Source organism: Thalassospira sp. MIT1004 (genome assembly GCF_001858545.1).
In the GTDB taxonomy this organism is placed as follows: domain Bacteria; phylum Pseudomonadota; class Alphaproteobacteria; order Rhodospirillales; family Thalassospiraceae; genus Thalassospira; species Thalassospira xiamenensis.
Genome location: NZ_MCAO01000006.1, coordinates 18,977 through 45,632, shown reverse-complemented (window position 1 = coordinate 45,632; position 26,656 = coordinate 18,977). Strand labels below are relative to the sequence as shown.

Annotated in this window: 27 protein-coding genes; 17 read left to right on the top strand and 10 right to left on the bottom strand. The window is 55.2% G+C overall.

Annotation, left to right across the window (positions count from 1 at the left end; genetic code table 11):
- Positions 1–100: 100 nt before the first annotated feature.
- From BC440_RS03340 to BC440_RS03315, 6 genes are all read left to right on the top strand, one after another.
- Positions 101–622 carry a class I SAM-dependent methyltransferase gene (locus tag BC440_RS03340; protein WP_223305194.1) on the top strand — a complete coding sequence of 174 codons (522 nt, stop codon included), beginning with the start codon at positions 101–103 and terminating at the stop codon, positions 620–622.
- Between the two features lie 133 nt (positions 623–755).
- Entirely contained in the window at positions 756–2,669 is a 1,914-nt protein-coding gene (locus BC440_RS03335) for a PhoX family phosphatase (protein ID WP_063094876.1), read from the top strand.
- 326 nt (positions 2,670–2,995) lie between these two features.
- A complete protein-coding gene (locus BC440_RS03330) occupies positions 2,996–4,486 on the top strand; it encodes an alkaline phosphatase (RefSeq protein WP_063094874.1) in 1,491 nt (496 codons plus the stop codon).
- 65 nt (positions 4,487–4,551) lie between these two features.
- Positions 4,552–4,992 carry a hypothetical protein gene (locus BC440_RS03325; protein WP_063094872.1) on the top strand — a complete coding sequence of 147 codons (441 nt, stop codon included), beginning with the start codon at positions 4,552–4,554 and terminating at the stop codon, positions 4,990–4,992.
- Positions 4,970–5,707 (top strand): ATP-binding cassette domain-containing protein, encoded by a 738-nt coding sequence (locus tag BC440_RS03320; protein ID WP_063094870.1) that lies wholly within the window; start codon positions 4,970–4,972, stop codon positions 5,705–5,707. Before BC440_RS03325 ends, BC440_RS03320 begins: the two co-directional genes overlap by 23 nt.
- A complete protein-coding gene (locus BC440_RS03315) occupies positions 5,704–7,041 on the top strand; it encodes an ABC transporter permease (protein WP_063094868.1) in 1,338 nt (445 codons plus the stop codon). Before BC440_RS03320 ends, BC440_RS03315 begins: the two co-directional genes overlap by 4 nt.
- Before the next feature lie 53 nt (positions 7,042–7,094).
- Here BC440_RS03315 and BC440_RS03310 read toward each other — a convergent pair whose 3' ends face one another.
- Complete coding sequence (locus tag BC440_RS03310) at positions 7,095–7,634, bottom strand: YHS domain-containing (seleno)protein (RefSeq protein WP_223305196.1); 540 nt, start codon at positions 7,632–7,634, stop codon at positions 7,095–7,097.
- 206 nt (positions 7,635–7,840) lie between these two features.
- On the opposite strand from BC440_RS03310, the gene BC440_RS03305 reads away from it, so the two are divergent.
- Positions 7,841–8,224, top strand: a complete 384-nt coding sequence (locus BC440_RS03305) for a VOC family protein (protein ID WP_063094864.1) — start codon at positions 7,841–7,843, stop codon at positions 8,222–8,224.
- 22 nt (positions 8,225–8,246) lie between these two features.
- On the opposite strand, the gene BC440_RS03300 is transcribed toward BC440_RS03305, so the two are convergent.
- Positions 8,247–9,071, bottom strand: coding sequence for a carbon-nitrogen hydrolase family protein (locus BC440_RS03300; protein ID WP_063094862.1), 825 nt, complete (start codon positions 9,069–9,071; stop codon positions 8,247–8,249).
- A 198-nt stretch (positions 9,072–9,269) separates the two neighbouring features.
- On the opposite strand from BC440_RS03300, the gene BC440_RS03295 reads away from it, so the two are divergent.
- The 3 genes from BC440_RS03295 to BC440_RS03285 all read left to right on the top strand — a co-directional run bounded on the left by BC440_RS03295 (position 9,270) and on the right by BC440_RS03285 (position 12,193).
- Positions 9,270–9,941 carry a GntR family transcriptional regulator gene (locus BC440_RS03295; RefSeq protein ID WP_063094860.1) on the top strand — a complete coding sequence of 224 codons (672 nt, stop codon included), beginning with the start codon at positions 9,270–9,272 and terminating at the stop codon, positions 9,939–9,941.
- An 80-nt stretch (positions 9,942–10,021) separates the two neighbouring features.
- On the top strand, positions 10,022–10,831 hold the full coding sequence (locus BC440_RS03290) for a phytanoyl-CoA dioxygenase family protein (protein ID WP_063094858.1): 810 nt from the start codon (positions 10,022–10,024) through the stop codon (positions 10,829–10,831).
- A 24-nt stretch (positions 10,832–10,855) separates the two neighbouring features.
- The gene (locus BC440_RS03285; RefSeq protein ID WP_063094856.1) at positions 10,856–12,193 is read left to right on the top strand and encodes a flagellar biosynthesis protein FlgA; all 1,338 of its coding nucleotides are present in this window, start codon (positions 10,856–10,858) and stop codon (positions 12,191–12,193) included.
- Positions 12,194–12,274: 81 nt separating this feature from the next.
- Here the strand turns inward: BC440_RS03285 and grxC are convergent, their stop codons facing one another.
- The 3 genes from grxC to BC440_RS03270 form a co-directional block, all read right to left on the bottom strand.
- Positions 12,275–12,532 carry a glutaredoxin 3 gene (gene grxC, locus BC440_RS03280; RefSeq protein WP_037991032.1) on the bottom strand — a complete coding sequence of 86 codons (258 nt, stop codon included), beginning with the start codon at positions 12,530–12,532 and terminating at the stop codon, positions 12,275–12,277.
- Between the two features lie 126 nt (positions 12,533–12,658).
- A complete protein-coding gene (locus BC440_RS03275; protein ID WP_065702107.1) occupies positions 12,659–13,450 on the bottom strand; it encodes a ComF family protein in 792 nt (263 codons plus the stop codon).
- 55 nt (positions 13,451–13,505) lie between these two features.
- Positions 13,506–14,402 (bottom strand): LysR family transcriptional regulator, encoded by an 897-nt coding sequence (locus BC440_RS03270; RefSeq protein WP_063094854.1) that lies wholly within the window; start codon positions 14,400–14,402, stop codon positions 13,506–13,508.
- A 141-nt stretch (positions 14,403–14,543) separates the two neighbouring features.
- On the opposite strand from BC440_RS03270, the gene BC440_RS03265 reads away from it, so the two are divergent.
- The 7 genes from BC440_RS03265 (at position 14,544) to BC440_RS03235 (ending at position 21,362) form a co-directional block, all read left to right on the top strand.
- Positions 14,544–14,978 carry a glutathione S-transferase gene (locus tag BC440_RS03265; protein ID WP_348769611.1) on the top strand — a complete coding sequence of 145 codons (435 nt, stop codon included), beginning with the start codon at positions 14,544–14,546 and terminating at the stop codon, positions 14,976–14,978.
- 293 nt (positions 14,979–15,271) lie between these two features.
- Positions 15,272–17,398: a pyridoxamine 5'-phosphate oxidase family protein gene (locus BC440_RS03260; protein WP_063094850.1), complete on the top strand. Its 2,127-nt coding sequence runs from the start codon at positions 15,272–15,274 to the stop codon at positions 17,396–17,398.
- Between the two features lie 84 nt (positions 17,399–17,482).
- On the top strand, positions 17,483–18,400 hold the full coding sequence (locus BC440_RS03255) for a methyltransferase domain-containing protein (RefSeq protein ID WP_063094848.1): 918 nt from the start codon (positions 17,483–17,485) through the stop codon (positions 18,398–18,400).
- Between the two features lie 51 nt (positions 18,401–18,451).
- Positions 18,452–19,180 carry a DNA/RNA nuclease SfsA gene (sfsA, locus tag BC440_RS03250; protein ID WP_063094846.1) on the top strand — a complete coding sequence of 243 codons (729 nt, stop codon included), beginning with the start codon at positions 18,452–18,454 and terminating at the stop codon, positions 19,178–19,180.
- 97 nt (positions 19,181–19,277) lie between these two features.
- The gene (map, locus tag BC440_RS03245) at positions 19,278–20,084 is read left to right on the top strand and encodes a type I methionyl aminopeptidase (protein WP_007091145.1); all 807 of its coding nucleotides are present in this window, start codon (positions 19,278–19,280) and stop codon (positions 20,082–20,084) included.
- Positions 20,085–20,112: 28 nt separating this feature from the next.
- On the top strand, positions 20,113–20,946 hold the full coding sequence (gene radC, locus BC440_RS03240) for a DNA repair protein RadC (protein WP_063094878.1): 834 nt from the start codon (positions 20,113–20,115) through the stop codon (positions 20,944–20,946).
- Between the two features lie 23 nt (positions 20,947–20,969).
- Positions 20,970–21,362, top strand: coding sequence for a VOC family protein (locus tag BC440_RS03235; protein WP_063094844.1), 393 nt, complete (start codon positions 20,970–20,972; stop codon positions 21,360–21,362).
- Between the two features lie 261 nt (positions 21,363–21,623).
- Here the strand turns inward: BC440_RS03235 and BC440_RS03230 are convergent, their stop codons facing one another.
- The 5 genes from BC440_RS03230 to BC440_RS22330 all read right to left on the bottom strand — a co-directional run bounded on the left by BC440_RS03230 (position 21,624) and on the right by BC440_RS22330 (position 26,609).
- The gene (locus BC440_RS03230) at positions 21,624–22,478 is read right to left on the bottom strand and encodes a MipA/OmpV family protein (protein WP_063094842.1); all 855 of its coding nucleotides are present in this window, start codon (positions 22,476–22,478) and stop codon (positions 21,624–21,626) included.
- Between the two features lie 129 nt (positions 22,479–22,607).
- Positions 22,608–23,801 (bottom strand): helix-turn-helix domain-containing protein, encoded by a 1,194-nt coding sequence (locus BC440_RS03225; protein ID WP_065702108.1) that lies wholly within the window; start codon positions 23,799–23,801, stop codon positions 22,608–22,610.
- Positions 23,802–23,873: 72 nt separating this feature from the next.
- On the bottom strand, positions 23,874–25,094 hold the full coding sequence (locus BC440_RS03220; protein ID WP_065702109.1) for a helix-turn-helix domain-containing protein: 1,221 nt from the start codon (positions 25,092–25,094) through the stop codon (positions 23,874–23,876).
- A gap of 83 nt (positions 25,095–25,177) precedes the next feature.
- Positions 25,178–26,401: a helix-turn-helix domain-containing protein gene (locus BC440_RS03215; protein ID WP_063094915.1), complete on the bottom strand. Its 1,224-nt coding sequence runs from the start codon at positions 26,399–26,401 to the stop codon at positions 25,178–25,180.
- Positions 26,402–26,429: 28 nt separating this feature from the next.
- Entirely contained in the window at positions 26,430–26,609 is a 180-nt protein-coding gene (locus tag BC440_RS22330) for a helix-turn-helix domain-containing protein (RefSeq protein ID WP_223305197.1), read from the bottom strand.
- Between the last annotated feature and the right edge of the window lie 47 nt (positions 26,610–26,656).

The window sequence follows — 26,656 nt, the reverse complement described above, 5'->3', positions numbered from 1 at the left end:
ACCGTAACAATTGCAAGGTGTTTTGATATCAATGATATAGCGACACCCTGCCCGAAACGCCAGTTTCAGGCGGCTCCTTCAATAACCAAGATTTTTGAAAATGTCATCATTAATGCCATCGGACTGGGTTACCCGTCATTGCCCACCCTGCCACGCGACCGGCGGAACCGCACTTGATCTTGCCTGCGGCAAGGGGCGTCACAGTTTCTGGCTGGCGGATCAGGGATGGCAGGTCACAGCCCTTGATCGCGATCTGTCAGATACGGGAACCGGTGAAAATACCGGAATTGAGTGGATCGAAGCAAATCTTGAATCAGGTCCCTGGCCGCTTGGGGACCGGCAGTTTGACCTGGTGGTGGTCGTCAATTACCTGCACCGACCACTGTTTGAAAATCTTCGCGATGCGGTCAAATCCGGTGGCACTTTGCTTTATGAAACCTTCATGATCGGCAACGAAGCGTTCGGCCGCCCCCGATCACCAGAATTCCTTCTGCACCCTGGCGAACTGCCAAACGCCTTTTCCGGCTGGAAAATCAACGCATTCGAACAGGGCCCTCAATACAAACCAGCCGCAGCTGTTCCCTTCGCTGTGAAACAATTCCAGTCGGCCTGCAAACCATAGGCAAAGCAGACCGCAACAATTCCGTAACACACTAGAATAACAATAAAAATAAACACAAGTGTCATAATTCAAACGGCGTGTTTCTGGCATCTTCCTCGGCGCTAGTTTTAGCATTTGGCAGAGAGAGAAAACCATGACCGAACAATTTGAAATCGTCGAGGATCGCGATGACATTCCGTCGAACCCGACAAACAACCCACGTGTAGCCGACCTGATCAATGCCCGCCTTTCCCGCCGCGGCTTTTTCAAGGGGCTGATGGCAACGTCGGCCGTCGCCGGTGCCGGTATCGCCACCTCGGGCATGGCCCGTGCGCAAAACGCATCGACCCTGACCTTCAAATCGATCCCGCAGAAAATCACCGAAACCCATGCGGTAGCCGACGGTTACGATGCCGACGTCCTGATTCGCTGGGGCGACAAGGTTGCTGCCGATGCCCCGGCATTTGTGCCAGGTGCCGTCGATGCCACCGCCCAGAACAAGCAGTTCGGCTATAACTGCGACTATATCGGCTATATGCCGCTGCCGGTCGGCTCGGATAATTCCGAACACGGCCTTCTGTGTGTCAGCCATGAATACACCAACGCGGAAATGATGTGGCCGGGACTCAAGGATGCCATGGGCGCTTCACAGGAACAGGCCCTGCACGAAATTGCCGCCCACGGCCATTCCATCGTCGAAGTCAAAAAGACCAATGGCAAATGGCAGGTCATCGACGGGTCAAATTATGCGCGCCGCATTTCGGCCCTTGATACCGACATGGTCATCACCGGCCCGGCAGCAGGCCATGACCGCCTGAAAACCAGTTCTGACCCGACCGGCACGCGCGTCATCGGCACGCTGAACAACTGTGCAGGCGGCAAAACCCCGTGGGGCACCATCCTGATCGCCGAAGAAAACTTCAACGGCTATTTCGGGGGCGACATCGCCAAAACCAGCGAAGAACGCAACTACAAGCGCCTCGGCATCGAGCCGGACAGCTGGTATTCATGGGTCAAATATTTCGACCGTTTCAATGTCGAAAAAGAACCGAACGAACCGAACAAGTTCGGCTGGATGGTCGAAATCGATCCCTACGATCCGACATCAATGCCCAAAAAACGCACCGCCCTTGGCCGCTTCAAACACGAAGGCGCAACCGTTATCGTCAACAAGGATAACTCGGTTGTTGCCTATTCCGGCGACGATCAGCGTTTCGACTATCTTTATAAATTCGTCGCGTCGAAAAAATACAATCCGAACGACCGCGCAGCTAACATGGACATCCTCGAAGACGGCACGCTTTATGTCGCCAAATTCAATGAGGACGGCACAGTAAACTGGATGCCGTTGGTCCATGGTGATGGCCCGCTGACCGCCGAAAACGATTTCCATAGCAAGGCCGACGTTCTGATTGAAACCCGTCGCGCCGCCGACCTTTTGGGTGCGACCCAGATGGACCGCCCCGAAGACGTCGAACCGAACCCGGTCAACGGCAAGGTTTACGTCATGCTGACCAACAACTCGAAGCGCAAGGAACCGAACATCGTCAACCCGCGCGCCTCGAACATCCATGGCCATGTTCTTGAGCTCACCCCTCCGGGCGGCATGGGTAAGGATGCCGATCACACCGCAGATACCTTCAAGTGGGACATCTTCCTGCTTGGTGGTAACCCGGCGAATGCCGATGACCGTGCAGTTTACCATCCAGGGGCTGAAAGCTGGGTATCCTGCCCGGATAACCTTGCGATTGACCATAAAGGCCGCCTGTGGATTTCGACCGATGGTGCGCCGAACTCGGATATTCCAGATGGCATGCATGCCGCAGACGTTGAAGGCGCCGGTCGTGCACTGACCAAATTCTTCTTTGCCTGCCCGGAAGGTGCCGAAATGTGCGGCCCGGAATTCACCCCGGATGGAACAACCCTGTTTGTCGCGGTTCAGCACCCGGCAGATGGTTCGACCTATGACGCACCCAGCACCCGCTGGCCGGACTTCAAGGACGGCGTTCCGGCGCGTCCGTCGGTGGTTGCGATCACCAAGCAGGGCGGCGGCGAAATCGCAAGCTAAGGCCACGAAACACACCTGATGGACCACACGCTGGTCCTGAAGAAAATGGCGGCGGGCAAGGATGTATTTCCGGTCCGCCGTCCTTGTTTTACCTGCTATGTCGGTTCATTCGCACATCGGAATATTGGTCAAATTGTTCAAGGCTTTAGTTTGGAATAAATCCAGTTCTTGAAGATTCGAGCTCCAAAAGTACATTCACCCGAACATTGTAACCTATCAATCACATTAGCTTCACCAAACCGCCCCTTATCGATCTTAAAATGAGAACCATTCGCTGCATAGCAGAGTGCAGCCGAATATTCCGTTCGATAAGGGAGAACATCGAAATGAAACGCCTTCTTGTCGCTTCCGCACTGGCTGGTGCCATGTGTGCGAACGTTGCTGTTGCCGCTGACATGCTGCCGCAGGCCAATGATCCGTATTTCGTCGCCGCCCAGCAGACCCTGCAGCAGAAACTGCAACAGCAGGCCAACACCAACCGCGCCAAGAACATCATCCTGTTCGTTGGCGACGGCATGAGCATCCCGACCGTTACCGCAGCCCGCATCTATGAAGGCCAGAAGCGCGGTGTCGACGGCGAAAGCAACAGCCTCGTTTTCGGCCAGTTCCCGAACGTTGCCCTGTCCAAAACCTACACCCATGACGCCCAGATCGCTGACTCGGCCCCGACCGCATCGGCCATGATGGCTGGCGTCAAAATGAATAACGGCACCATCGGCGTCAGCTCGGACGTTGCGCGCGGCGACTGCAAGGCGCAGCTTGCCCATCCGGTCAAAAGCCTTGCCGCACAGGCCGAAGAACAGGGCATGTCGACCGGTGTGATTTCCACCGCACGCCTGACCCATGCAACCCCGGCGGCAACTTATGTTCACACATCCGACCGTGACTGGGAAAGTGACAGCGACCTCTCTGACGCTGCCAAAGCGGATGGCTGCAAAGACATCGCAGCCCAGCTGATTGAATGGTCGGCGGGCAACGGGTTGGAAGTTGCCTTTGGTGGCGGTCGCCGCATGTTCATGGACAAAACCATGGAAGACCCGGAAGACAAGGGCAAGATGGGCCAGCGTTCCGACGGTCGCGATCTGACCAAGGAATGGGTTGATGCCAAGGGTAAAGGCGCGTCCTACATCTGGAACAAAGAACAGTTTGATGCGATCGACGTTGCATCGGCAAAGCATGTTCTGGGTCTGTTTGACCGCTCGCACATGGAATATGAAGCCGACCGCGCCAAAGATGCGGCTGGCGAACCGAGCCTGGCCGAAATGACCGGCAAGGCAATTGATATTCTGTCGAAAAATGACAAGGGTTACTTCCTGATGGTTGAAGCTGGTCGTATCGACCATGCCCATCACGAAGGCAATGCGGCCCGCGCGCTTGAAGACACCGTCGCACTGAACGACGCGGTCAAGGAAGCCATGGGCAAGGTCAATCTTGACGATACCCTGATCATCGTCACGGCCGATCACTCGCACACCATGACCATTTCCGGCTATTCCAGCCGTGGCAACCCGATCCTTGGCGTTTCCGAGGAAAAGGGCGACGACGGCAAACCTTACACTACCCTTGGCTATATGAACGGCCCGGGTGCGCTTAAGGACGAAGTCCGTGCCGACCTGACCAATGTCGACACCACCGACATTGACTTCCTTCAGCAGGCACTGGTCCCGATGAGCAGCGAAACCCATGCTGGCGATGATGTTGCCATCTTTGCCAACGGCCCGTGGTCGCACCTGTTCAGCGGTGTCGTTGAACAGAACTTCATCTATCACGTCATGTCCTATGCCTCGAAAATCGAAGACCGCATGGCTTCGAAATAAGGCTTGCGTCTGATACCGCCGACCGCAGCGAACTGCGGTCGGCATTTTCTTTGATGGAGATTTCCATGATCGTCGGACGCCGCACATTCATTGCAGGTGCAGCCGCCACCGCCGGGATGCTGATCGCCCCGCCGGCTTTTGCACGCGACCGGATCAAAATTCCCGATATTTACAAAACCCAGAACGAATTTTCCGTTCAGGCCAAGACATTCGCCAAAGATAAAAGTCGCATCGAAATTACCGGCTTCATGGCTCCGCCACTTAAGGCGGAGGCATCCTTTTTCGTACTGACCCGTCGCCCGATGTCAGTTTGCCCGTTCTGCGAAACATCCGCCGACTGGCCGGTCGATATTGTCTTTGTCAGAACCCGCGAAAGGGTCGACGCCGTCGCCTTTAACCGCATGATCGTCACGAGCGGCATTCTCGAGCTCGGCGAAGCCAAAGATGAGGAAACCGGATTTGTCAGCCTTGTCCGACTTGTCGATGCAGAGTTCGAAGTCCTCTAAGCCCGGCGCAGATCAAAGCGCGTCGGACCTGTTGCGGATTTCGGATCTTCAACTGCGCTATCATCGCAATACAGCCCCGGTCATCAGCCTGCCATCCCTTGCCATCCATCAGGGCGAGGTCGTTGGCATTTCCGGCCCGTCGGGATCGGGGAAGTCCAGCCTGCTTTATCTGATCAGCGGCCTTTTGCGTCCGACAGGCGGCAATATCATCTGGAACGGAACCGATATCACCAGCCTGTCCGAAGGCGCATCTGATCGCTGGCGCCGCCAATCGATCGGTTTTGTCTTTCAGGATTTCCACCTGATCGATGAAGTCAGCCCGCTTGAAAATGTTCTGATCCCGGCAAGCTTTGCCGGATGGCGCATTTCACCAGAAACCCGTAAACGCGCCTATGATCTTCTTGATCAGGTCGGCGTTCCGATGGCGCGTAAAAGCACATCGGACCTGTCGCGCGGCGAACAGCAACGCGTGGCGATTGCACGTGCCCTTCTGTTCGATCCGCCGATCATCCTTGCTGATGAACCAACCGCAAGCTTGGATGACGCAGCAAGCCAGATCGCAACTGACATTCTGTTTTCGCTTGCCGGATCAAACCGCACCCTGATCACCGTCAGCCACGACCGCGACGTGATTGATCGCTGCGCGCGCATCCTGAAATTCGACAAGGGCCATCTTGTGGATGATGCGACCACCAACCGGGCGGAGGGCGCATGAACCCGTTTCCCATCGTCATTGCAAGCCTGCGCCGCCACTGGATCATGAATATTCTGTTCGTGCTGCTGATCGCGGTTGCGGTTGCCATTGGTGTCGGCATTACCGCACAGGAACGTGCACTGCGCCAAGGTAGCGCCAAGGCCGCCGACAAATTCGACATCCTTATCGCCGCCCCCGGCAGCCAGACCGAAATCGTCATGAACACGATTTTCCTGCGCCATAGCGCGATCAATCTACTCGATGGTCAACACTGGGCCAGCTTGATGACCGACCCGCGGGTTGAAATCGCCGCCCCGCTTGCCTTTGGCGATAGCTGGCAGGATTACAGCATTGTCGGATCGACCCCGCAATTCGTTGCCTATCTGTCGGACGGACTGGCAAGCGGCCATATATTTGAAAACATCGAACAGGCCGTTATCGGTGCTGCCGTCCCACTTGAAATAGGCGATGAATTCGAGCCCAGCCACGGTCATGGTGCCGAAGCCGAGCTTGAACATCATCACGGCGTTCATCTACAAGTCGTCGGCAAGATGAAGCCCACCGGAACCCCGTGGGATAGTGCGATCATCGTTGCCGTCGAGCAGGTCTGGGATATCCATGCCCTGCCAACCGGCCATGATGAAGACGAAGATCACGACCATAGCGGTGCCGCAGAAGAACATCATGACGAACATGAAGATCATGATCATGACGAAGCAGCGGAACATCACGACGAGGATCACGAGCACGAACACGAACACGAACACGAACATCAGGTGATGGACCATATCGGCCCGCCCTTTGATGCCGATGCCCTGCCCGGTGTTCCGGCACTGGTTGTCCGCCCCAAAAGCGTTGCAGCCGCCTATACGCTGCGTGCCGATTACCGGACAGACCACAGCACCGCCTTCTTCCCGGCCGAGGTTCTGGTGGAAATGTATCGCCTGCTGGGCAATGCCGGTTCGGTGATGCGTGCCATGGCACTGGGATCACAGGGACTGGTCGTTGCCGCCATTCTGGCCGCGATCCTGGCCATGATGCAGCTTTATCGCAAACAATTCGCTGTCCTGCGCGCTCTTGGCGCACCGCGCAGCTATGTGTTTGGCGCGATCTGGTCCTATGTCTCGATCCTTGTCGTGATCGGTGCCATTGCCGGTCTTGGACTTGGCTGGTTTGTTGCCCAATCGGTTTCTACCGTCTTTACGGCCGAAACCGGTATGGCGTTACAGGCAACAATTTCAGGCTCAGAACTATCGCTTGCCGGTGGCTTTGTCCTGATTGGTCTGATCCTTGCCACGGTTCCGGCCTTCCTGCTTTATCGGCGACCAGTCGTCGAGGCCTTGCGCAACTCATAAAAAACGCCCCCGACAGACCAAATCTGCCGGGGGCGTTTCATCCTGAGGTCACCTTACTTCACCGGGGCTGTCCCGTCATAGGTGCCGTCATTATCGCTGATCGCCTTCCAGCTTTTATCCGACGCGTCCTTGGCTTCAAGCGACGTCCAATTACCTTCGGACTTGTTGATATTCCCACTGATATCGCTGGCCCAGAAACCAGCCACCGTCGGCGTGATGTTCAGATAAAGCGCCCCGTCGACAATCCGCCAAAGGTTCGGGTTTGCCGGAACCTTGCCCCCCTGTGCGATGCCATAGGCACAATGCCCGTCATATTTCGGCGCATATTTTGCTGGATTGGCAACGAACATTTCGCGATGCTCCTCGGATGCAAACGCCCATGTCGCACCATTGTAATTGGCGGTAATATCGGCACGACCCGGCACCGCACGTGGCTGTGCCCCGCCCGGCTCCGCCTGTTTCAGATCGAAATAGGCCACCGGATCATACCCGCTGATCGCAAAGCCGGTTTCATCAACATATTGCTCCCCGGCAAAAGCCGCCCCTGACGCCGCTACCATCACGCACGAGGCCAGTAAAATACGCTTAAGCATGACCATAAAACTCCGTTTGCTGTCTTGATGATCACAGACTGCAAAAAGCGCCCCCAAAGGTAAAATGACGTTGCGACACTGTTTCGTGAAGCCGCGTGACCAATGGCGTCCAAAATCGAGCTGATCACGAATTTTCCTATTGACCTCAACTTAAGTTAAGGAATTACACAGAAAACAGTTGAGAGAAAAACATAAAGGAGATCACCATGAGTGATGCATTTTTGGAACATGTGAATTTCACCGTCGCTGATCCGGCCAAAACGGCTGCACAATTATGCAACTGGTTTGGCTGGCATGTGCGCTGGAACGGTCCGGCAAAGGATAACGGCATCAGCTATCATGTCGGCAGTGATACAAGCTATGTCGCCGTCTATTCCGGCGGAACACCGGTAAGTTCGGACGAAAATTCCTATCGCACGCTGGGTGGGATGAACCATGTCGCCATCGTGGTTGACGACCTTGATGCCACCGAAAAGAAAATCCTCGCCAGCGGCCTTAAAACCCACAATCACGCAGATTACGAGCCCGGCCGCCGGTTCTATTTCCACGATGAAAACGGCATCGAGTTCGAGGTGGTCAGCTATAGCTGACCACCTACCAGACGCGCTTAAATCAGCAAGGTTTATACGCCCGGTCATTATGAAGCGACGGCACCATCCGCCGAATGTCTTCGACCCGGTCCAGATCGATCTCGGCGGTAACAAAGCCGGGATCGGTCCCCGCATCGGCAAGAACCTCGCCCCACGGATCGATAATAAGCGAATGGCCGAATGTCTGCCGGTTGCCCGGATGATCGCCGCACTGTGCGGCTGCAATCACATAACAACCATTTTCAATCGCGCGTGACCGCAACAGATTGTGCCAGTGCGCCTGCCCGGTCGTGCGCGTAAACGCCGCCGGGATCGACAGAATCTTTGCCCCCGCCTTGGCATAATCACGGAAAAGCTGCGGGAACCGGACGTCATAGCAAATTGCGATGCCGATATCGCCGATATTGGTTTTGGCAAGCCGTGCCAGATCGCCGGGGCGGAATGTTTTACTTTCGCGGTAACTTTCCCCATTCGCCAGATCGACATCAAACATATGGATCTTGTCATAGGATGTGATCACCGCCCCGTCCGGGCCGATCACAAAGCAGCGATTGGCAACCCGGTCTTCGCCCGGCACCTTCACATGCAATGACCCGACAATCAGGGTCGATTTCAGTTCTTCGGCCAGATCGCAGAAAAATGTAAGGGCCGGATGATCGGCCTCGTCAAAGGCGGCTGTCCGCACCTTTTCCCCGCCAAACGACATCATCGAAACATTTTCCGGAAACGCAATAAGCGTCGCCCCCGCCGCATGGGCATCGCGCGCATAGGTCGCGGCACGTGCAAGGTTGTCGCTCATATTGTCACGCGCATTCACCTGGACACAGGCAGCAATGAAACGGGCCATGACATCGTCTCCTTATCGTTGTTCTGCGATAATCATGGAACGCGATCGGAGCACGGACAATACACAATTGGGCTATCGCGCCACCAAAACAGTGTTTTAATCTGAGCACGCAACCACAGAGTCATTTTTTGCCGATTTGATCTTCCAATGGTTAAATTTAGTGTATACAGTATTCCACATGCGAAAGAAGGATTGAAGATGGAACCGCTTTCCGGTCGTAAAAGTCTGACTGACGAAGTGCATGATCGCTTGGTCGATGCCTTGTGTTCCGGTGCTCTCCCTCCCGGAACGCCTTTGCGTCAGGAAGCCTTGGCCGAGGAGCTCAATGTCTCGCGGCAGCCAGTGTTGCAAGCTCTGGGGTTGCTGCGTCGTGATGGACTGGTGGTACCGATGGGACGGCGCGGATACCGCGTTGCGCCGGTCGATGCCAAACTGGTCGAGCACGTTTATGACTTGCGCGAAGCGTTTGACGGGCTTGCCGCCCGTCTGGCGTCAAAATCCCCGGAAGACGAACGGAAATCGGCCCTGCGGGCTGCCATCCAACAGGGACACCACGCCCTGGACAGCAATACCACCGCAGACCTTGTTGCAGCCGACGTCGCGTTTCATCAAACGATCTATCGCTTGTCGGGCAACCCCCTGTTGCCCGAGGCATCAGCCGCAATCTGGCTGCAGGTCCGGCGCGTCATGCACGCCGACCTGCAAACCGGAACCGGTCGGGACCCTGTCTGGACCGAACATCAAGCCATCGCCGACGCGATCTGCGCCGGCGATGGCGCGGCGGCCCAACAATTGGCAATTGCACATACACGCAATGCCGCAAACCGCCTGATCACGCACATGAAAGAAACTGCAAAGAAAAACAATTGAATCGCCTGGCGCATAAACCGCCCGAACCGGGCACAAGGTCGCACAACAAAAACCAAAATCTTGCGACACGGAGGAACGTCATGAAACTCAATGAAGCGGCACTTGCCGAATTTCGCGAACAGGGCTTTGTCTTTCTACCGGAACTTTTCTCTCGCGAAGAAGCCGCCCTTCTTCTGTCCGAAGCCCGCCAGATTTATGCATCCGACCGCGAAGAAGTCTGGCGCGAAACATCGGGCGTCGCCCGCACGGCTTTTGCCGCCCACACCTATAACGAAGCCCATCGCCGCCTTGGTGCTCATCCCCGCCTGATCGAACCTGTGGAACAGTTCCTTGATGAACAGGTTTACATGCATCAATACAAAATCAACGCCAAGGCTGCCTTTGATGGCGCCGTCTGGCAATGGCATCAGGATTACGGCACCTGGCAGCGCGACGATGAAATGCCCGAACCGCGCGCGTTCAACATCGCCCTGTTCCTCGAAGACGTCACCCCGGCAAACGGCCCGTTGCTATTCATCCCCAAAAGCCACAAGGCCGGCGTACTCAAAGCCGGTCACGATCTTGAAACCACCTCCTATCCGCTTTGGACCCTGGATCGAGAAACCGTGACAAAACTTGCTGCCGAAGGCGGCTGTGAAGCCCCGATTGGGCCTGCCGGATCGGTTGTGATGTTCCACGGCAACCTTGTCCATGCAAGCCCGCCCAATATCAGCCCGTTTGACCGCACCATTGTTTACCTTAGCCTGTGCGCGGTTTCGAACCATATCCGGGCGTTTAATCGCAAACCTTGGATCGCCCATCGCGACTTCACCCCGATCACACCGCTTGCCGATGATTGCCTTGACGAACTGGTTGCCAAACAATCGTCCGCCAAAAGTTCCGCGGCCTGATCGCCCGGCGACGGAGTATTTCAAATGAACCTTGATGCAAAGCTGCGCAAACGTGCCGCAGACGGCAATCCCGTTCGCGTCGGCATTATCGGTGCAGGTAAATTCGGCTCGATGTTTTTAAGTCAGGCCGGACACCATCCGGGCTATCACGTTCTCGGGGTCGCAGACCTGAGCGCGACCCGCGCCAAAGAGGCTCTCGACCGTGTCGGCTGGCCAAAGGAACGCTATCAGGCCACCGATCCGGACAATGCGCTTGCAAACGGCACCACCTGGATCACCGAGGATGCCGATGCCCTGATCGAAGCCAACGGCATCGAAGTCATCATCGATGCCACCGGCAGCCCCGCAGCCGGTATCCGCTATGGCCTGAAGGCCATTGAATATGGCCGCCACCTTGTCATGGTCAATGTCGAGGCCGACGTTCTTGCTGGCCCCCTTCTGGCCCACAAAGCCGAACAGGCAGGCCTTGTCTATTCCATGGCCTATGGCGATCAGCCCGCCCTGATTTCGGAAATGGTTGATTGGGCGCGTGCCGTCGGCCTTGATGTCATCTGTGCGGGTAAAGGCACCAAATATCTGCCCGCCTATCACCATGTCACGCCTGATGATGTCTGGACCCATTATGGCCTGACACCGCAACAGGCAAAGGCGGGCGGCATGAACCCGCAGATTTTCAACAGCTTCCTTGACGGCACCAAATCCGCCATCGAAATGGCTGCTGTTGCCAATGCCTGTGATCTGGTGCCACAGGATATCGGCCTTCGCTTCCCGGCCTGCGGGGTCGATGATCTGCCACGTCTGCTCTCACCACGCGAAACCGGCGGATTGCTGGATCGCAAGGGCACGGTTGAAGTGGTTTCAAGCCTTGAACGCGACACCCGCCCGGTGTTTCGCGATCTGCGCTGGGGCGTTTATGTCACGTTTGAAGCCCCCAGTGACTATGTCAAACGCTGCTTCTCGGAATATGGTCTTCTGACCGATCCGACCGGGCAATATTCCGCGATGTATAAACCCTATCACTTGATCGGGCTGGAACTGGGCATTTCGGTCGCCTCTGCCGCCCTGCGCCACGAGGCCACCGGCGCACCGCGCGCATGGTCGGGCGATGCGGTTGCCTTTGCCAAACGCGACCTTCGCGTCGGTGAAAAGCTCGACGGGGAAGGCGGTTACACGGTCTATGGCAAACTGATGCCCGCCCGCATGTCAAAGGCCCAAAATGCCCTGCCCATAGGCCTTGCGCACCACCTGACACTCAACCGCAATGTCGCAATTGATCATGTCGTGACATGGAACGATGTCGATTTCGACCCTACCGATCCCGCCATCCGCTTCCGCAAGGAAATGGAAGATACCTTTGGCTAACGAACTCTCTCTGTCGCGTCACCAAAACGAAAACCCCGGCCACATGGACCGGGGTTTTCAATGTGCAGGGCGATGCCCCAATCAGGCCGACAGCTTGCTGTCCAGGCCGCCCTTGGCGTTCAGCGCCATCAACTCGTCGCAACCGCCAATATGTTCGTCATTGATGAAAATCTGCGGCACGGTGTGTTTGCCATTCGCACGATCCATCATTTCCTTTTTGCGACGCGGTTCCATCATCACATCGATCAATTCGTACTTCGCACCCTTTTCTTCAAGAAGCTTGCGGGCACGCTTGCAATAGGGGCACCATTCGGTGGCATAAACTTCGACTTTTGCCATCTGGCCATGTTCCTTTTTCATCGGGTCGTTATCGGCGCTATGGCGCATATTTTCACGGCCTTGTACCAGAATACGACCGGCAATCCGTCCTGTATGGGCGTTCTATAACAGATATTTTGCGACGCGTCATCGGACCACCCGTGCAACTGTGATCACGTCGACGTGCATGGCTCCGGCGCGCTTTAAAATCCGCGCGCATGCATTGGCCGTCGCCCCGGTGGTCAGCACATCATCAATCAAAACCACGCGCGCCCCCGAAAGCCCGATCCGCTGTGCGATCCTGTCATCCACGCCGAACGCACCGCCGACTTCGCGCTTGCGCGACGACGGCCCCAAACCGCCCAGACTGCGCGTTTTTCGCAACCGCCGCAGCACCGTGCCATGCCATCCAATGCCGGTCTGGCGCGACAAACTGGCGGCCAACAACCCAGACTGATTATATCGCCGCATCAAAAGCCGGGTACGATGCAACGGTACCGGAAGAATGATATCCGCATCTACCCAGAAATCCCGCCCGGCCTGCACCAGCCAGCGACTTAAAAGCGGCGTCAGATCCGTGCGATCCCCGTGCTTGAACCGTAAAAGGTAATCACGACTGGCGTCGTCATAAATCAGTGCCGCACGGGCCCGATCAAACGCAGGCTTTTTACGTAAACATTCTCCGCACAGGATGCCATCGCCCTCATTGTCGTCAGCGGCAAGCTCGAACGGATAGCCGCAACACGCGCACAGTGGATCGGAAATAAACCGAAGCCCGATCCAGCAATCAGCACAGACCGCATGTACCGTATCGGTAACCGCACCGCATCCACCACAACGCGGCGGCAAAACGGTGCGCAAACCGATCTGCATCACATTGCCGACAATACGACCAATCTGTGCCGATAAAATCCCCACCCGATCATCCTGCTTATGCATCGTCACCGATTACAAAACATCCGATCCTATCACGCGTGATGATTGAAACGATGCGCTAATTGATACGCTTATCCGCACGCAGACGATCCACCGCCAGATCGATAAAAGCCCGGACCTTGGCAGGAGCATGGCGACCTTCGGGATGGACGATATGGATGGGGATCGGTTCGGGCTCATAATCACGCAGAACCACTTCAAGCGATCCATTCTCGATAAAAGGTGCTGCCTGATATGACATCATCCGAACCAATCCCCATCCGTCAATCGCCGCCTTGCGGGCCGCTTCAATCGAATTGGTTTGCAGTCGTGCATTGACCGAAAGACTGATCTTCTGATCCCCTCCGAACTGCCAATCCAATGGTGCGGATGATCCGGTTGATGCGACAACCCTGTGCATCCCGATATCTGCCGGCACCGCCGGCCTACTATGGCGGTCCAAATAGCCAGGGGCCCCGCAAATGATACGCCGCACGGTCCCGACCTTGATCGCACTCATCGATGTATCGGCCATATGTCCGATACGGATGGCAAGATCGATGCCTTCCTCGACAATATTGACGATGCGATCAAACAACAGCACCCGGCCGCGCATGTCGGGATACAGGTCAAGAAACTCGGTCATCACCGCAAAGACATACATCTGACCGAACAGAACCGGGGCCGTGATGGTCAATGTGCCGCTGGGTCGGGCATAGGCACCGCCTGCGGCGGCTTCGGCTTCTTCCAGATCACCAAGCAATCGTTTGCAGTCATCATAATAATTTGCCCCTGGCTCTGTCAGGGTGACGGACCGGGTTGTCCGTGTCAAAAGCCGGGCACCGGTGATTTCTTCCAGGAACGCGACTGCACGTGTGACGGCGGGCGGGCTTGATCCCAACTCCCGGGCCGCCGCGGCAAAGCTTTGCGCCTCGACAACGCGCACAAAAATCTTCATCGCCTGAAACCGGTCCATGGTGCTTGCCCTGCACTGCCAACTTATCATTCCATTTTACGGAATAATGAATTCCCCGGAAACAATATTCTGCGGAATTTCGGAAACAGTCATAGTCAGTGGCATCACCTCAATCTTTTGCTGGAAGAAGAATCTGGAACAATGAAGCTGTATTATTTCCCCCTCTCGGGCCATGCCCATCGCGCCCACGTGTTTCTCAGCCTTCTGGGCGTTGACCATCATGTCGTCACGGTCGATCTGCCAAATGGCGCCCACAAATCCCCTGAATTCCTGAAACTGAACCCGCTGGGTCAGGTTCCCGTACTTGAAGACGGCGACGTGGTGATTGCCGATTCCATCGCCATCATGACCTATGTCGCGAAGAAATACGGTGCGACCGACTGGTTGCCCGAAGATGCAGAAAGTGCCGCCAAGGTCCAGAAATGGCTTTCGATCGCGGCAGGCCAGATTGCCTATGGCGTCTGTGCTGCCCGTCTGGTCACGGTTTTTAATGCCCCGTTCAATGCTGACGAGGTCATTGCACGCGCGCATGCCATTCTGGCCCATATTGAGGCCGCGCTTTCCGGCAAAGACTAGCTCGAACTGGACCACCCGACCATCGCCGATGTCGCGCTTTACAGCTATATCGCCAATGCGCCCGAAGGCAATGTTGATCTTGCCCCCTATGGCAATGTGCGCGCCTGGCTGAAACGGGTCGAAGCCCTGCCCGGTTTCGTGCCGTTCGAACAGACTGTCGCTGGCCTGCGCAAGTCGGCCTGACAGGTCGGGCCGGTCTTTCGCCTTGTCCAGGCTCCCCCTGCACGGACACAGCGATCACCCCGCCCGACCGGCCCTTCCCCGACTTCCCTTGTGTCGCAAAGGAAATTGCCATGAACACGCCCGTTACGTCATCTGCCCCCGTAAAATTCACCCCGTCTGGCACCGACACCAACGGTCCGTGGCACGAAGGTGAAATTCACATGCAGAAGCTGGTCGGGGTCGATGAACGTATGGCCGAAGTTGGCAAACGTGTTCTGCGCGACCATCTGATCGACCAGCATCGCCAGTTTTACCCGCAACTGCCCTTTGCCGTATTTGGTGCAGTTGATAACAACGGCGATGTTTGGGCAACCCTTCGCGCCAATCACCCCGGCTTTCTGCATGCCCCCAATCCCTATCAGCTTGCCGTCGATATCCCACGCGATCCAGCCGATCCGGCTGATGCCGGGATGGATGACGGCAAGGCCATCGGCATGATCGGGATCGAGTTGCACACAAGACGCCGCAACCGCCTGAATGGCACCATCGCACGTTCTTCTGATGATGGTTTCGCGATCCGGGTCGGGCACAGCTATGGCAACTGCCCACAATATATCCAGTTACGTGATTTCGAGTTCACCCGCGATCCACTGGCCCCAACTTCGTCAGAAATCAAATTGCATGAGGATTTCGAAAGTACATTGAATGATCAGGCCCGCGCGATGATTGCTGCGGCTGACACCTTCTTTGTCGCAACCTATGTTGATCGCCCCGATGAGAACCGCGAGGTCGATGTTTCACACCGTGGCGGCAAACCCGGATTTGTCCGCATTGATGCCGATGGCAGCCTGACCATCCCCGATTTTGCCGGAAACCTGTTTTTCAATACGCTGGGAAATATCCTCGCCAATCCCAAGGCCGGCCTTGTTTTTACCGATTTTGCCACAGGCGATGTCCTGCAAATCACAGGTGATGCCGACGTCATCATCGAGGGGCCGGAAATTGCCGCCTTTCAGGGGGCGGAACGTTTGTGGCGGGTTTTCCCGCGTAAGGTCATCTTGCGCAAAGCCACCCTTCCGATCCGCTGGCGCGATCAAATCGATGGGGCCTCCCCCAACAGCCTTCTAACCGGCGACTGGGAAACGGCGGAACGTAAAATTGCGGCGATGAAAAATGCGATTATTTGGAAAAATTTCAAAATCGCGCGGATTGTGAAGGAAAACAGAATAATCAAATCCTTCCACCTTGAACCACTCGACGGGACTGGAACCCTGCCGCACAAAGCCGGACAGCATCTGCCGATCCGGGTAATGGTGCCCGGCCATGACAAACCGCTGATCCGCACCTATACGCTTTCAAGCAGCCCATCAGATAACCGTTATCGGATCAGTGTGAAGCGCGAAGGCGCGGTTTCAAGCCATTTGCACGATAACCTTGCCGAGGGCGATGTGATCGAGGCCCGCGCGCCTGCAGGCGATTTTTCAATCGATGCCCATGTCAAACGCCCGGCAGTTCTGATCGCGGGTGGCATCGGTATCACACCGATGATCTCGATGCTGCGCCATATCGTCTATGAGGGACTTCGCACTCGCGGTTTCCGGCCGACATGGCTGTTTTATGCCGCGCGAACCCTTGAAGACCGGGCGTTTGATGACGAGCTGGTCGAACTGGTCAAAGCAGCCCAAGGCAGCATTCGCCTTGTCCGCGTGCTTGCTGATCCGACCGACGCCGAACCGCGCAAGGATTACGAAGCATCCGGGCATATCGATATGGATTTGCTGCGCTCCCTGCTGCCGTTTGACGATTTCGATTTTTATCTGTGCGGTCCGCCACCTTTTATGCAGGCGATATATGACGGTTTGCGCGGCCTTAACATTACCGATACCCGCATCCATGCCGAGGCCTTCGGCCCCGCATCGCTGCAACGCAGCCACGACAGCCAGCCCGATCTGCCTGAACTGGCACCGGCAAGCAGCACGGATACAAAAGTTGATTTTTCAGGTTCGGACAAAAGTGCGATCTGGAAGCCAGATGATGGCAAAACCTTGCTGGAACTGGCCGAAGATGCCGGATTGGCACCAGAGGCAAGCTGCCGCGGCGGGAATTGCGGCACCTGCCGGACTAAAATCCTGCAAGGGAACGTCACCTATAAAACCCGGCCCTCGGCTAAAACCGCCCAGGACGAGGCATTGATCTGCTGTGCGGTACCTGCGGCTGCGGAAGATGGTAGCGATGAATCGCTTGTTCTGGCGCTTTGATCCGGTCTTGGATTGCAAGGGAGGGCGCGACGTTCTATCTAGGTCGTAACTTTTAAAACGACTTTTGACGGAGCTTCCCGCCCCATGGCCGATCCGATCACCGTTTTTGATCGCCACATCCTGAAACTGCGCCGCGACCGCGCGGCAAAACGTGCCAGCGAGTTCAATTTCCTGTTTGCCGAAACTGCCGAACGGCTTGCCGACCGGCTTGACGACACCACGCGCAAATTCCCGATAGCGGTTGATCTTGGCTGTCACAATGGCGAGCTTGGCCAGATCATCGGTGCACGTGGCGGGATCGAAACCCTGCATCAATGCGACATTTCATATGGTTATGCGCAGTCAGCCAAAATGCGCAACGACCGCACGACATTCGTTGCCGATGAAGAATTCCTGCCGTTTGGCGACGGGTCGCTTGATCTGATCCTTTCGAACCTGTCGCTGCATTGGGTCAATGACCTGCCCGGTATGCTGCTTCAGGCACGGCGCGCGCTTAAACCCGACGGCCTGTTTCTGGCATGCCTTCTGGGCGGTGATACGCTGCGCGACCTGCGCGAGGCATTGATGACCGCCGAGGCCGAAGAAGAAGGCGGCGTATCCCCTCGCGTATCCCCCTTTGTCGATGTTCGCGATGCAGGGTCGCTGTTACAGCGCAGCGGCTTTGCCCTGCCGGTGGTTGATAGCGACGATATCACCATCGATTATCCAGACGCCCTGAAACTGATGCGCGATCTTTCGGGGATGGGCGAAAGCAACCTTGTCGCCATCCGGTCCAAGAAATTCACCAAACGCAGCACATTGGCCCGTGCGGCGGCAATTTATCACGAACGTCACGGTCGCCCGGATGGCCGCGTTCATGCCAAATTTCAGGTGATCTACCTTACCGCCTGGGCGCCCGATGAAAGCCAGCCCAAGCCGCTTAGACGTGGTACCGGTCAGGTCAGCCTTGTCGATTTTCTGGGTGACGCCCCGGACAAGCCCGATCCGGCGAAAAGCAATTAGTCATACTTTTTGATTTAACCGATCAAAAGCAAACAGTTACCGGAATTTGACATGCTCCTTCCCTCTCCCCTGATCCGGGGCAAGCTGATCAAACGTTACAAACGTTTTCTGGCCGATATCGAGCTGGAAAACGGCGATATGATCACCGCCCATTGCGCCAATCCGGGCGGGATGATCGGGTTGAAGGAGGCCGGGATCGATGTCTGGCTGTCGCAATCGGACAATCCGAAACGCAAACTGAAATACAGTTGGGAACTGTGCCGGGTTGGCGGTGCGATGGTTGGCATCAATACTGCCCATCCCAACGCAATCGTCGAAGAAGCCATCTTGTCGGGCAAGGTGCCGGAGCTGGCCGGATATGAAACGCTGAAGCGTGAAGTCAAATATGGCAAGAATTCAAGGATCGATATCCTGCTTTCTGATCCGGAACGTGGGCTTTGCTATGTCGAAGTCAAGAATGTGCATCTTAAACGCGATGATGCTGTTCCGGGGCTGGCGGAGTTTCCCGATGCGGTTACCGCGCGCGGGGCAAAGCATCTTGACGAAATGGCCGACATGGTCGCAGAAGGTCACCGTGCCGTGATGTTCTATCTGATCCAGCGCGATGATTGCGACCGTTTTGCCCTGGCATCCGATATCGATCCGCACTATGCCGCGCGCTTTTCCGCGGCGACCAGCGCCGGGGTCGAGGCATTGGCCTATGACTGCATCATTGATGTCAAGACACCATCGGTAACCGTAAACAAGGCCGTTCCGATCCGGAACATCAGCGCAAAGTGACGGCATCCTTGCCAATTTCGCCCTGTCCGATTATGTCATTGAACTATGTTGCGACACAGCGACCATCGAATTTACTGCCGAACCAAGGAGATTTCGGGTGGCGAACGGAAAAGTAAAACTGCACGGACCCGAAGCATTCGAAGGGATGCGCGCCGCCGGACGGCTGGCTGCGGAAGTCCTTGATTACATTACGCCCTTCGTTGTTCCGGGCGAAACGACCGGCAGGCTGGATCAATTGTGCGATGAATATATTCGAGATCATAATGCGGTTTCGGCCTGCCTTGGATATCGCGGTTTTCCGAAATCGATTTGCACCTCGATCAACCATGTTGTCTGTCACGGGATTCCCGGCGACAAGAAACTGATGAATGGCGACATCATGAATATCGATGTCACGGTCATTCTCGATGGTTGGTATGGCGATACGTCGCGCATGTATATCGCGGGCACGCCCAAGGTAATGGCGCAGCGCCTTGTCGATGTGACGTACGAAGCATTGTGGCGCGGGATCAATGCGGTCAAGCCGGGGGCGACCCTTGGCGATATTGGCCATGCGATCCAGAGCTATGCCGAAAGCGAACGTTTTTCGGTTGTACGCGATTTCTGCGGTCACGGCCTTGGTCAGGTGTTCCATGATGCGCCCAATATCCTGCATTATGGCCGCCCGGGCGAAGGGCTGGTTCTGGAACCCGGCATGATTTTCACCATCGAACCGATGATCAACCAGGGCACTTATACCTGCAAAATCCTGCCTGATGGCTGGACAGCGGTGACGCGGGACCGCAAACTGTCGGCACAGTTCGAACATTCACTTGGCGTCACCGATGACGGGTTTGAAATCTTTACCCGTTCACCGGCCGGGCTTGAAAAACCACCATACGACATTAGTGCTGCCGCCGAATAAGGCCGCAAACAAAAAGGGGGAAGCGGATTTGAGCGAAACAGAAGATCGCAAGGCTGCTTCCCGTCCTGACGCATCAATAGATGTACAGATTGATGACGGCACGCGCGTCTTTTTCGATCAGACGCGCGCTGCGGTTCCGGTCGGACAAAGTACCAGTTTCCAGCCATCGCCGAGCGACGCAAAACCGCCCAAACCCCATTATCACGGCCACCGTCAACGCCTGCGCGAACGGTTCCTTAAAGGCGGGGCCAATGCTCTTGCCGATTATGAATTGCTTGAACTTCTGCTGTGCATGGCCATGCCGCGTGGCGATGTCAAACCGCTGGCAAAATCGCTGATTACGCAGTTTGGCAGCTTTGCCAATGTTCTTGCCGCACGGCCCGAAGATTTGCAAAAGGCCAAGGGGCTTGGCGATGCCGGAATTGCCGCGATCAAGGTGGCCGAGGCAAGCGCGCAATATCTGGCCCGTGAACGCGCGATGGAATTGCCCGTGATCGCCAGTTGGGAACAGCTGATTGATTACTGCCGGGTGCGTCTGGGCCATCGCAAGACCGAAGAACTACATCTGCTGTTTCTGGACCGCAAGAACCGGTTGATTGCCGATGAATGCCATCAGACCGGCACGGTCGATCACACCCCGGTTTACCCGCGCGAAGTGATCAAGCGCGCCCTTGAATTGCACGCCAGCGCGATCATTCTGGTCCATAACCATCCCAGCGGCGATGCCACCCCATCGCGCGGCGATATAGACATGACGCGCAAGATTGTCGAGGCCGCAAAGGCGATGGAAATCACCATCCACGACCACATCATTATCAGTCAGGCCGGGTATAATTCGTTTAAAACCCTTGGCCTGATCTAATCATCTGCTCCCGGATTATCACCATGCCCCATATCGGACTGGTATCACTTGTCGTGGCAGATTACGACGATGCCATTGATTTCTATGTCAACAAGGTCGGGTTCGAACTGATCGAGGATACCGACATGGGCAACGGCAAACGCTGGGTAATTGTCGGCCCGAGGGGTGCGCGTGAAAGCCGTCTTTTGCTGGCACAGGCATCGGGGGAAACACAAACCGCTGCCATCGGCAATCAGACCGGCGGGCGGGTCGGATTTTTCCTGAATACTGATGATTTTGCCCGCGACCATGCCCTGATGAAAAAGGCGGGGGTTCAGTTTCTTGAAGAACCGCGATACGAGCCATATGGCACCGTTGCCGTCTTTGCCGACCTTTATGGCAACAAGTGGGATTTGCTGGAACTCAACGCCCCCTGACGACCACGATCAAAGGGCAGCGTAGTCATAAAAGCACCGCATACCGGCTGAAACAATCAGAAATCCGCTACAAATGCCGATGACCAGCAAAGCCACAAGCGTCATGCCCATACAAAAACGCTTAAACCAGACCATTATCCTCCGCGGGGTTTCATTTCGGCTGAAAACAAAGGGCGGGTCGGTCCACTGGAAATGACCAACCCGCCAGAAACCGGCCGCCTGGATTGGGGCGGGCAGGAGACCGGTATATGATGATCAGGATCAGAAGTTGTAAACCAGCCCCAGACCGATGCTGTAGACATAATCCTCGTCAATCAGGGGACTATCGGTATAGCTGTCAGGCAGGAACTGGATACCGCTGGTGCCCAGCAAAATAAGGCTTTCGGTAATCGGGTAGGTTACTGAAAGATCAAGATGCGGGATGAATGCCGCGTCCGCGTCATAGGCACTGCGGTCGCTACGGACTTCATTGCCACTAACCCCGACATGGTAGTTTGCCAGTTTCTCGCTTTGCCAGAGCACCCCGCCACTCCAGTCGAACGTCACATCCTGCCAGTCCATCGGAATGGTATATGTCAGGTCAACTTCATGACCGTCATGGGCATCATTGACGTCCGTCAGATAGGAAGCCGTCAGTTCCCCGCGCCACAGACGGCTGCTGAATTCGCCACCAACTTCATAAGCCATATCACGTTCATGCATACCGCGTAGATAGGCACTATCGTCATCATCAAATGGCTTCATGCGCAAGTCGCCAATCACGGAAAAACTGGCATAGTCGTTTTCCCAGGCCGTTACCGAAATACCGTCGGTCCCGATATGCAACCTGTCCGCATCATAAGCCAGAAGCGGCAGCCCCCCTATATCAATGGTGTCGGCACCACGATAGGGATTGCTCTCAATCTGGCCAAACGCCCCGAACTGCCAAACGCCACCAAGCCAAGGATCAGCGACTTCGTCCTGTTTGTAATTGGCCTCTTTGCGCGGGATATCCGTTGCGCTTTGCTGCGCATTGGCCGACGTACTGATGACGAGCATAAGCGCACTTGCACACAATCCGGCCCCCAACAGGATCAAACCGTTCCCGACCAGATTTGAAACTTTATAAAAATTCATTTTGTCAGATCACCCTTGTATCAGTTTTGGTGACCCGACAATGCAATGTCGTTCTGTGTCTGGCGTCCGGCTCTGTATCTTCGAACCTGATCTATGCGATCAAAAGGTACGAATGCGCATTCGGACGCGTTAAGTATTTGTATTTAATGAATTCTCATCTCGGTACGCACTGGGCGTTTTGCCGATGATTTTCTTGAAGGCCAGATTGAAAGTCGATTTGGAATTAAACCCGACACTGATGGCGATATCGAGGATCGTGCGATCCGCCTCCTCGATCAGAAGGCGGGATGCCTCGTATGTACGGACCTCGTTGACGAAATCAAAGAAGCTTTTGCCTAGATGCTGGTTCAGGACATAGGAAAGCTGGTTGGGTGTCACGCCGACCGCATTGGCAAGTTTCGGCATAGTCAAAAGCGGATCGAACATCAATTCGCGTGCGGCGACAATACGATCCAATTTTGCCCGTATCCGGCTTACATCGTTAGGATCAACCACACTGCGCACCAGACCTGATCTGGGCTTTTTTTCGTCGCTTTCACGGGTGTTTTCAACCTCGTCACGTTCGGGCTGAACGAACAATGCCGGGTTCACTGCGATCACGTGACACATCCGGAAGAACACTAGAACGAAGGTCGCCTTCACGCCGAGCTGTAACCATTCGCTGCGTGAAACGATGGTATCAAAAAGATTGATCAGCGTGAAAAGGGTAAAAATCACACTTAACCCGACCAGCAGTTCCTGCACCCAACGCCGGAGTCCTTTCCGGTCCACTTCAAGCTGCCGACTGACATCCTGTAGATACCGAACCACAACACGCCAAATACGGAACATGTAACTTGCAAACTGAAGACAGAATGTCATTATTAGCAAAATCAGCAGCATATTGAAGATCTTACCTAGCCGGAAATCCAGATCGACATTGATCTCCTCAATGGTCACCCCAGACAAAGAAGTATCAGGACCGAGCAGGTACACCACCCCCATCATCACCACCGACACAGGAAGCATAACCGCAAAATGCCATGTCGGCCTGGCAGAAGGTTTCCCCGATATTTCCAGAAAATACAGATAGATGGCCGGGATGAAGGCAAAATAGAAAGGGGTAAAGACGGGGGCCAGATACAGATTTACAAGCGGACTGACCATTGTATCGATAATGTCATCCGCAAAGCTCATTCCCACAGCCACCGCGAATATCATCAGCCAGCGATTGGCCCTAAATGCGCGCCGGCCCTCGCCCCGCAGAAGAACAACCAGAAAAATGGTCTGGGCCGCACCGAGTGCCGAAATCAGCAACAGCAACAAGTCAATCGGTTCCAACATTCATGCGTCCGTGATTTGCGGTGATACGGGAGGGATATCTGAATTCCGGCCAAGACTAGTCAGGATATCAGGCTACTGACCAGTGCTACACTGCGAAAGGGTCTCCGATCGATAAACACTTGGCGTTTTGCCGGTAATTTTCTTGAAAGCCAGATTGAAGGTGGATTTGGAATTGAACCCCACACTGATTGCGATATCGAGGATCGTGCGATCCGGCTCCTCGATCAGAAGGCGGGATGCCTCGTTTGTTCGAACCTCGTTGACGAAATCAAAGAAGCTTTTGCCTAGATGCTGGTTCAGGACATAGGAAAGCTGGTTGGGTGTCACGCCGACCGCATTGGCAAGTTTCGGCATGGTCAAAAGCGGATCAAGCATCATATTCCGATCTGTGACAATCCTTTCAAGCCGGGTTCGAATGCGTTCTATATTGGAAACGTCTACAATTGCACGTGACATTGGGGCGTCTTGGTCATCAAGCTCTTGCGCGGAACCATGAGGCACAGATAGATCGTCAAAAACGCCGCCTTCGGTTTCCCGCTGCACAAAAAGCGCAGGATTCTGCGCAATCACCTGGCACATCCGGAAAAAGACAAGCACAAACCCCACCTTGACACCAAGCGACAGCCACTCCGCCCGCGACACAAACAGATCGAACAGATTGGTCAGGGTAAAAACAGTAAACAACACGGTCATGCCGACAAGAAGTTCCGTCACCCACCGGCGCAGCCGTTCACTATCGGCCTGAAGCTGCCAGTCGGCCTGTTGCAGATAACGCCGCGCACACCGCCAAATGCCCGTCATGTAAACGGCAAACAGGACACAAAACAGAATCACGATGGCCAGCAACACCATATCGGCAAGCCCCGTTGCCGAGAACTCGATCTGCAAACCGGCATCACGAATATGACCATCGTCGGCGATCATACGCGCACGTTTCAGGTAGACCATAAGCCCGATGGCCGCAGTAACCGGCAACAGCACCAGAAAATGCCGATATGGTCGTGGAGCCGGATCGCCGGAAATCTCCCGGAAATACAGATAGATCGACGGGATCAAGGCAAAAAAGAATGGCGCAAAAACCGGGACAAGATACAGGTTCGTCAGCGGGCTGATCATCGGATCGAACGTATCATCGATAAAACTCATGCCGACAGAAAATCCGAATACCATCAGCCATCGATTGGCCGTAAATGCCCGTTTCCCTTCATCCATCAGCAGGACAATAAGGAAAATCGCCTGTGCAGTTCCAAGAACCGAAACGATCAGAAAAAGAAGATCAAGTGTTTCAAACATTCATGTGTCCGTCGCTTGCGACGATAAAGGTTACAACAGCGATATCATACCCACGCTCCCCCGCTGAAAAGCAGAAAATAGCCCTATGGTGCCGTGTTACGCTGCGACATGGTTTCTGATCGGTAAACACTGGGTGTTCTGCCGGTGATTTTCTTGAAGGCAAGATTGAAGGTCGATTTCGAATTGAAACCAACACTGGTCGCGATATCAAGGATCGTGCGATCCGGTTCATTGACCAGCAACCGGGATGCCTCGCCGGTTCGGACTTCGTTGATGAAGTCAAAGAAGCTTTTGCCAAGATGCTGGTTCAGCACATAGGAAAGCTGGTTGGAGGTTGCACCGACTGCATTTGCAAGCTTTGGCAGGCTGATAAGAGGATCAAAAAGCAGGTCGCTTCTGGTCCTGATGGCGTCAAGCCGTTTACAAATTCTGCTGATTTCATCGGCATCCACCAAGTTGCGAGGCGCAAACCGGGTTTGCCTGGACCCGGTTGCCGTGAAATCACGGGCATCTTCATCCATTGCCATCTCTTGCGCCCCGTCCCATTCCGCCTGAACGAACAAAGCCGGGTTGTGCGCAATCACGTGGCACATACGAAAGAATACGAGCGCGAACGCCCCCTGTACAAGGGTCGTTAGCCATTCGCTATCGGTAATGAAAATATCAACAATCGTCGTCGCGGTAAAAATCAGGAAAATCAGGCTAATGCCAGTCAGCAGTTCCGTGACCCAGCGGCGCAGAACGCGCTGATCCGCACCGAGCTGTTCACTCGCCTGCCGCAGATAGCCAATCGCAACCCGCCAGATTTTGACCATATAGCCAAATAACTGCACATAAAGCGCAATAATGATTGTCAGCAGGATCACAGCCACAGGCAAATGACTTTCAATATCGGTATCCAGTTCGAAATCGATTTCTCCGCCAATGTCGCCCGGAAGTATACGGGTGCGCATTATGTGTACCGCGACCGCCGTCAGGATGGCGACCGGCACCAGAATGACGAAATGCCCCCACGGATAGCGCACGGGACGGTCAGCAATTTCGCAAAAATACAAGTAGATAGATGGTAAAAAGGCAAATGTGACCGGTACAAAAATAATCGCCAGATATAGAATATAAAGCGGCGAGAGGAAGACATCGCTGATGTCTTCGACAAAGCTTGCGCAGGCGGTCAGCGAGAACACCAGCAACCAGCGATTCGCACGAAATGCGCGTTTGCCCTCGTGCCGCAACAGCAGCATCAGGAATGCGGCCTGTGCAAGGCCGACTGCAGCAATAAGCAAAAGAACGATTTCGGACGTATCCATTCTTTATCCTGATGGTCGCTGTCTGTTGTTAACCGGGGCCGACGAGAGCATCCCCAACAATTCCGGGGGCGGTCGCGTGCGTATCTGCAGCAACTCGGTATTTGCTTGGTGTTGTACCGGTTACACGCCTAAACGCAAGATTGAAGGTGGATTTTGAATTGAACCCGACGGCCATGGCAATATCAAGAACCGGCCTGAGAAATGCCAAGTATGGCAACCATCAGGGCCGCCAGATCAAACGGGCTTAAAGGCATC

Bases quoted from the DNA above. Each gene is read 5' to 3' on its own strand.
- sfsA (WP_063094846.1), top strand. From the start codon at position 18,452: ATGCTCCTTCCCTCTCCCCTGATCCGGGGCAAGCTGATCAAACGTTAC.
- BC440_RS03310 (WP_223305196.1), bottom strand. From the start codon at position 7,634: ATGCTTAAGCGTATTTTACTGGCCTCGTGCGTGATGGTAGCGGCGTCA.
- BC440_RS03340 (WP_223305194.1), top strand. From the start codon at position 101: ATGTCATCATTAATGCCATCGGACTGGGTTACCCGTCATTGCCCACCC.
- BC440_RS03335 (WP_063094876.1), top strand. From the start codon at position 756: ATGACCGAACAATTTGAAATCGTCGAGGATCGCGATGACATTCCGTCG.
- BC440_RS03320 (WP_063094870.1), top strand. From the start codon at position 4,970: ATGCAGAGTTCGAAGTCCTCTAAGCCCGGCGCAGATCAAAGCGCGTCG.
- BC440_RS03260 (WP_063094850.1), top strand. From the start codon at position 15,272: ATGAACACGCCCGTTACGTCATCTGCCCCCGTAAAATTCACCCCGTCT.
- BC440_RS03285 (WP_063094856.1), top strand. From the start codon at position 10,856: ATGAACCTTGATGCAAAGCTGCGCAAACGTGCCGCAGACGGCAATCCC.
- BC440_RS03235 (WP_063094844.1), top strand. From the start codon at position 20,970: ATGCCCCATATCGGACTGGTATCACTTGTCGTGGCAGATTACGACGAT.
- BC440_RS03295 (WP_063094860.1), top strand. From the start codon at position 9,270: ATGGAACCGCTTTCCGGTCGTAAAAGTCTGACTGACGAAGTGCATGAT.
- BC440_RS03255 (WP_063094848.1), top strand. From the start codon at position 17,483: ATGGCCGATCCGATCACCGTTTTTGATCGCCACATCCTGAAACTGCGC.
- BC440_RS03275 (WP_065702107.1), bottom strand. From the start codon at position 13,450: ATGCATAAGCAGGATGATCGGGTGGGGATTTTATCGGCACAGATTGGT.
- BC440_RS03325 (WP_063094872.1), top strand. From the start codon at position 4,552: ATGATCGTCGGACGCCGCACATTCATTGCAGGTGCAGCCGCCACCGCC.
- BC440_RS03220 (WP_065702109.1), bottom strand. From the start codon at position 25,094: ATGTTTGAAACACTTGATCTTCTTTTTCTGATCGTTTCGGTTCTTGGA.
- BC440_RS03315 (WP_063094868.1), top strand. From the start codon at position 5,704: ATGAACCCGTTTCCCATCGTCATTGCAAGCCTGCGCCGCCACTGGATC.
- BC440_RS03330 (WP_063094874.1), top strand. From the start codon at position 2,996: ATGAAACGCCTTCTTGTCGCTTCCGCACTGGCTGGTGCCATGTGTGCG.
- BC440_RS03215 (WP_063094915.1), bottom strand. From the start codon at position 26,401: ATGGATACGTCCGAAATCGTTCTTTTGCTTATTGCTGCAGTCGGCCTT.
- BC440_RS03230 (WP_063094842.1), bottom strand. From the start codon at position 22,478: ATGAATTTTTATAAAGTTTCAAATCTGGTCGGGAACGGTTTGATCCTG.
- BC440_RS03290 (WP_063094858.1), top strand. From the start codon at position 10,022: ATGAAACTCAATGAAGCGGCACTTGCCGAATTTCGCGAACAGGGCTTT.
- BC440_RS03225 (WP_065702108.1), bottom strand. From the start codon at position 23,801: ATGTTGGAACCGATTGACTTGTTGCTGTTGCTGATTTCGGCACTCGGT.
- BC440_RS03305 (WP_063094864.1), top strand. From the start codon at position 7,841: ATGAGTGATGCATTTTTGGAACATGTGAATTTCACCGTCGCTGATCCG.
- BC440_RS03270 (WP_063094854.1), bottom strand. From the start codon at position 14,402: ATGGACCGGTTTCAGGCGATGAAGATTTTTGTGCGCGTTGTCGAGGCG.
- BC440_RS03265 (WP_348769611.1), top strand. From the start codon at position 14,544: ATGAAGCTGTATTATTTCCCCCTCTCGGGCCATGCCCATCGCGCCCAC.
- grxC (WP_037991032.1), bottom strand. From the start codon at position 12,532: ATGGCAAAAGTCGAAGTTTATGCCACCGAATGGTGCCCCTATTGCAAG.
- BC440_RS03300 (WP_063094862.1), bottom strand. From the start codon at position 9,071: ATGGCCCGTTTCATTGCTGCCTGTGTCCAGGTGAATGCGCGTGACAAT.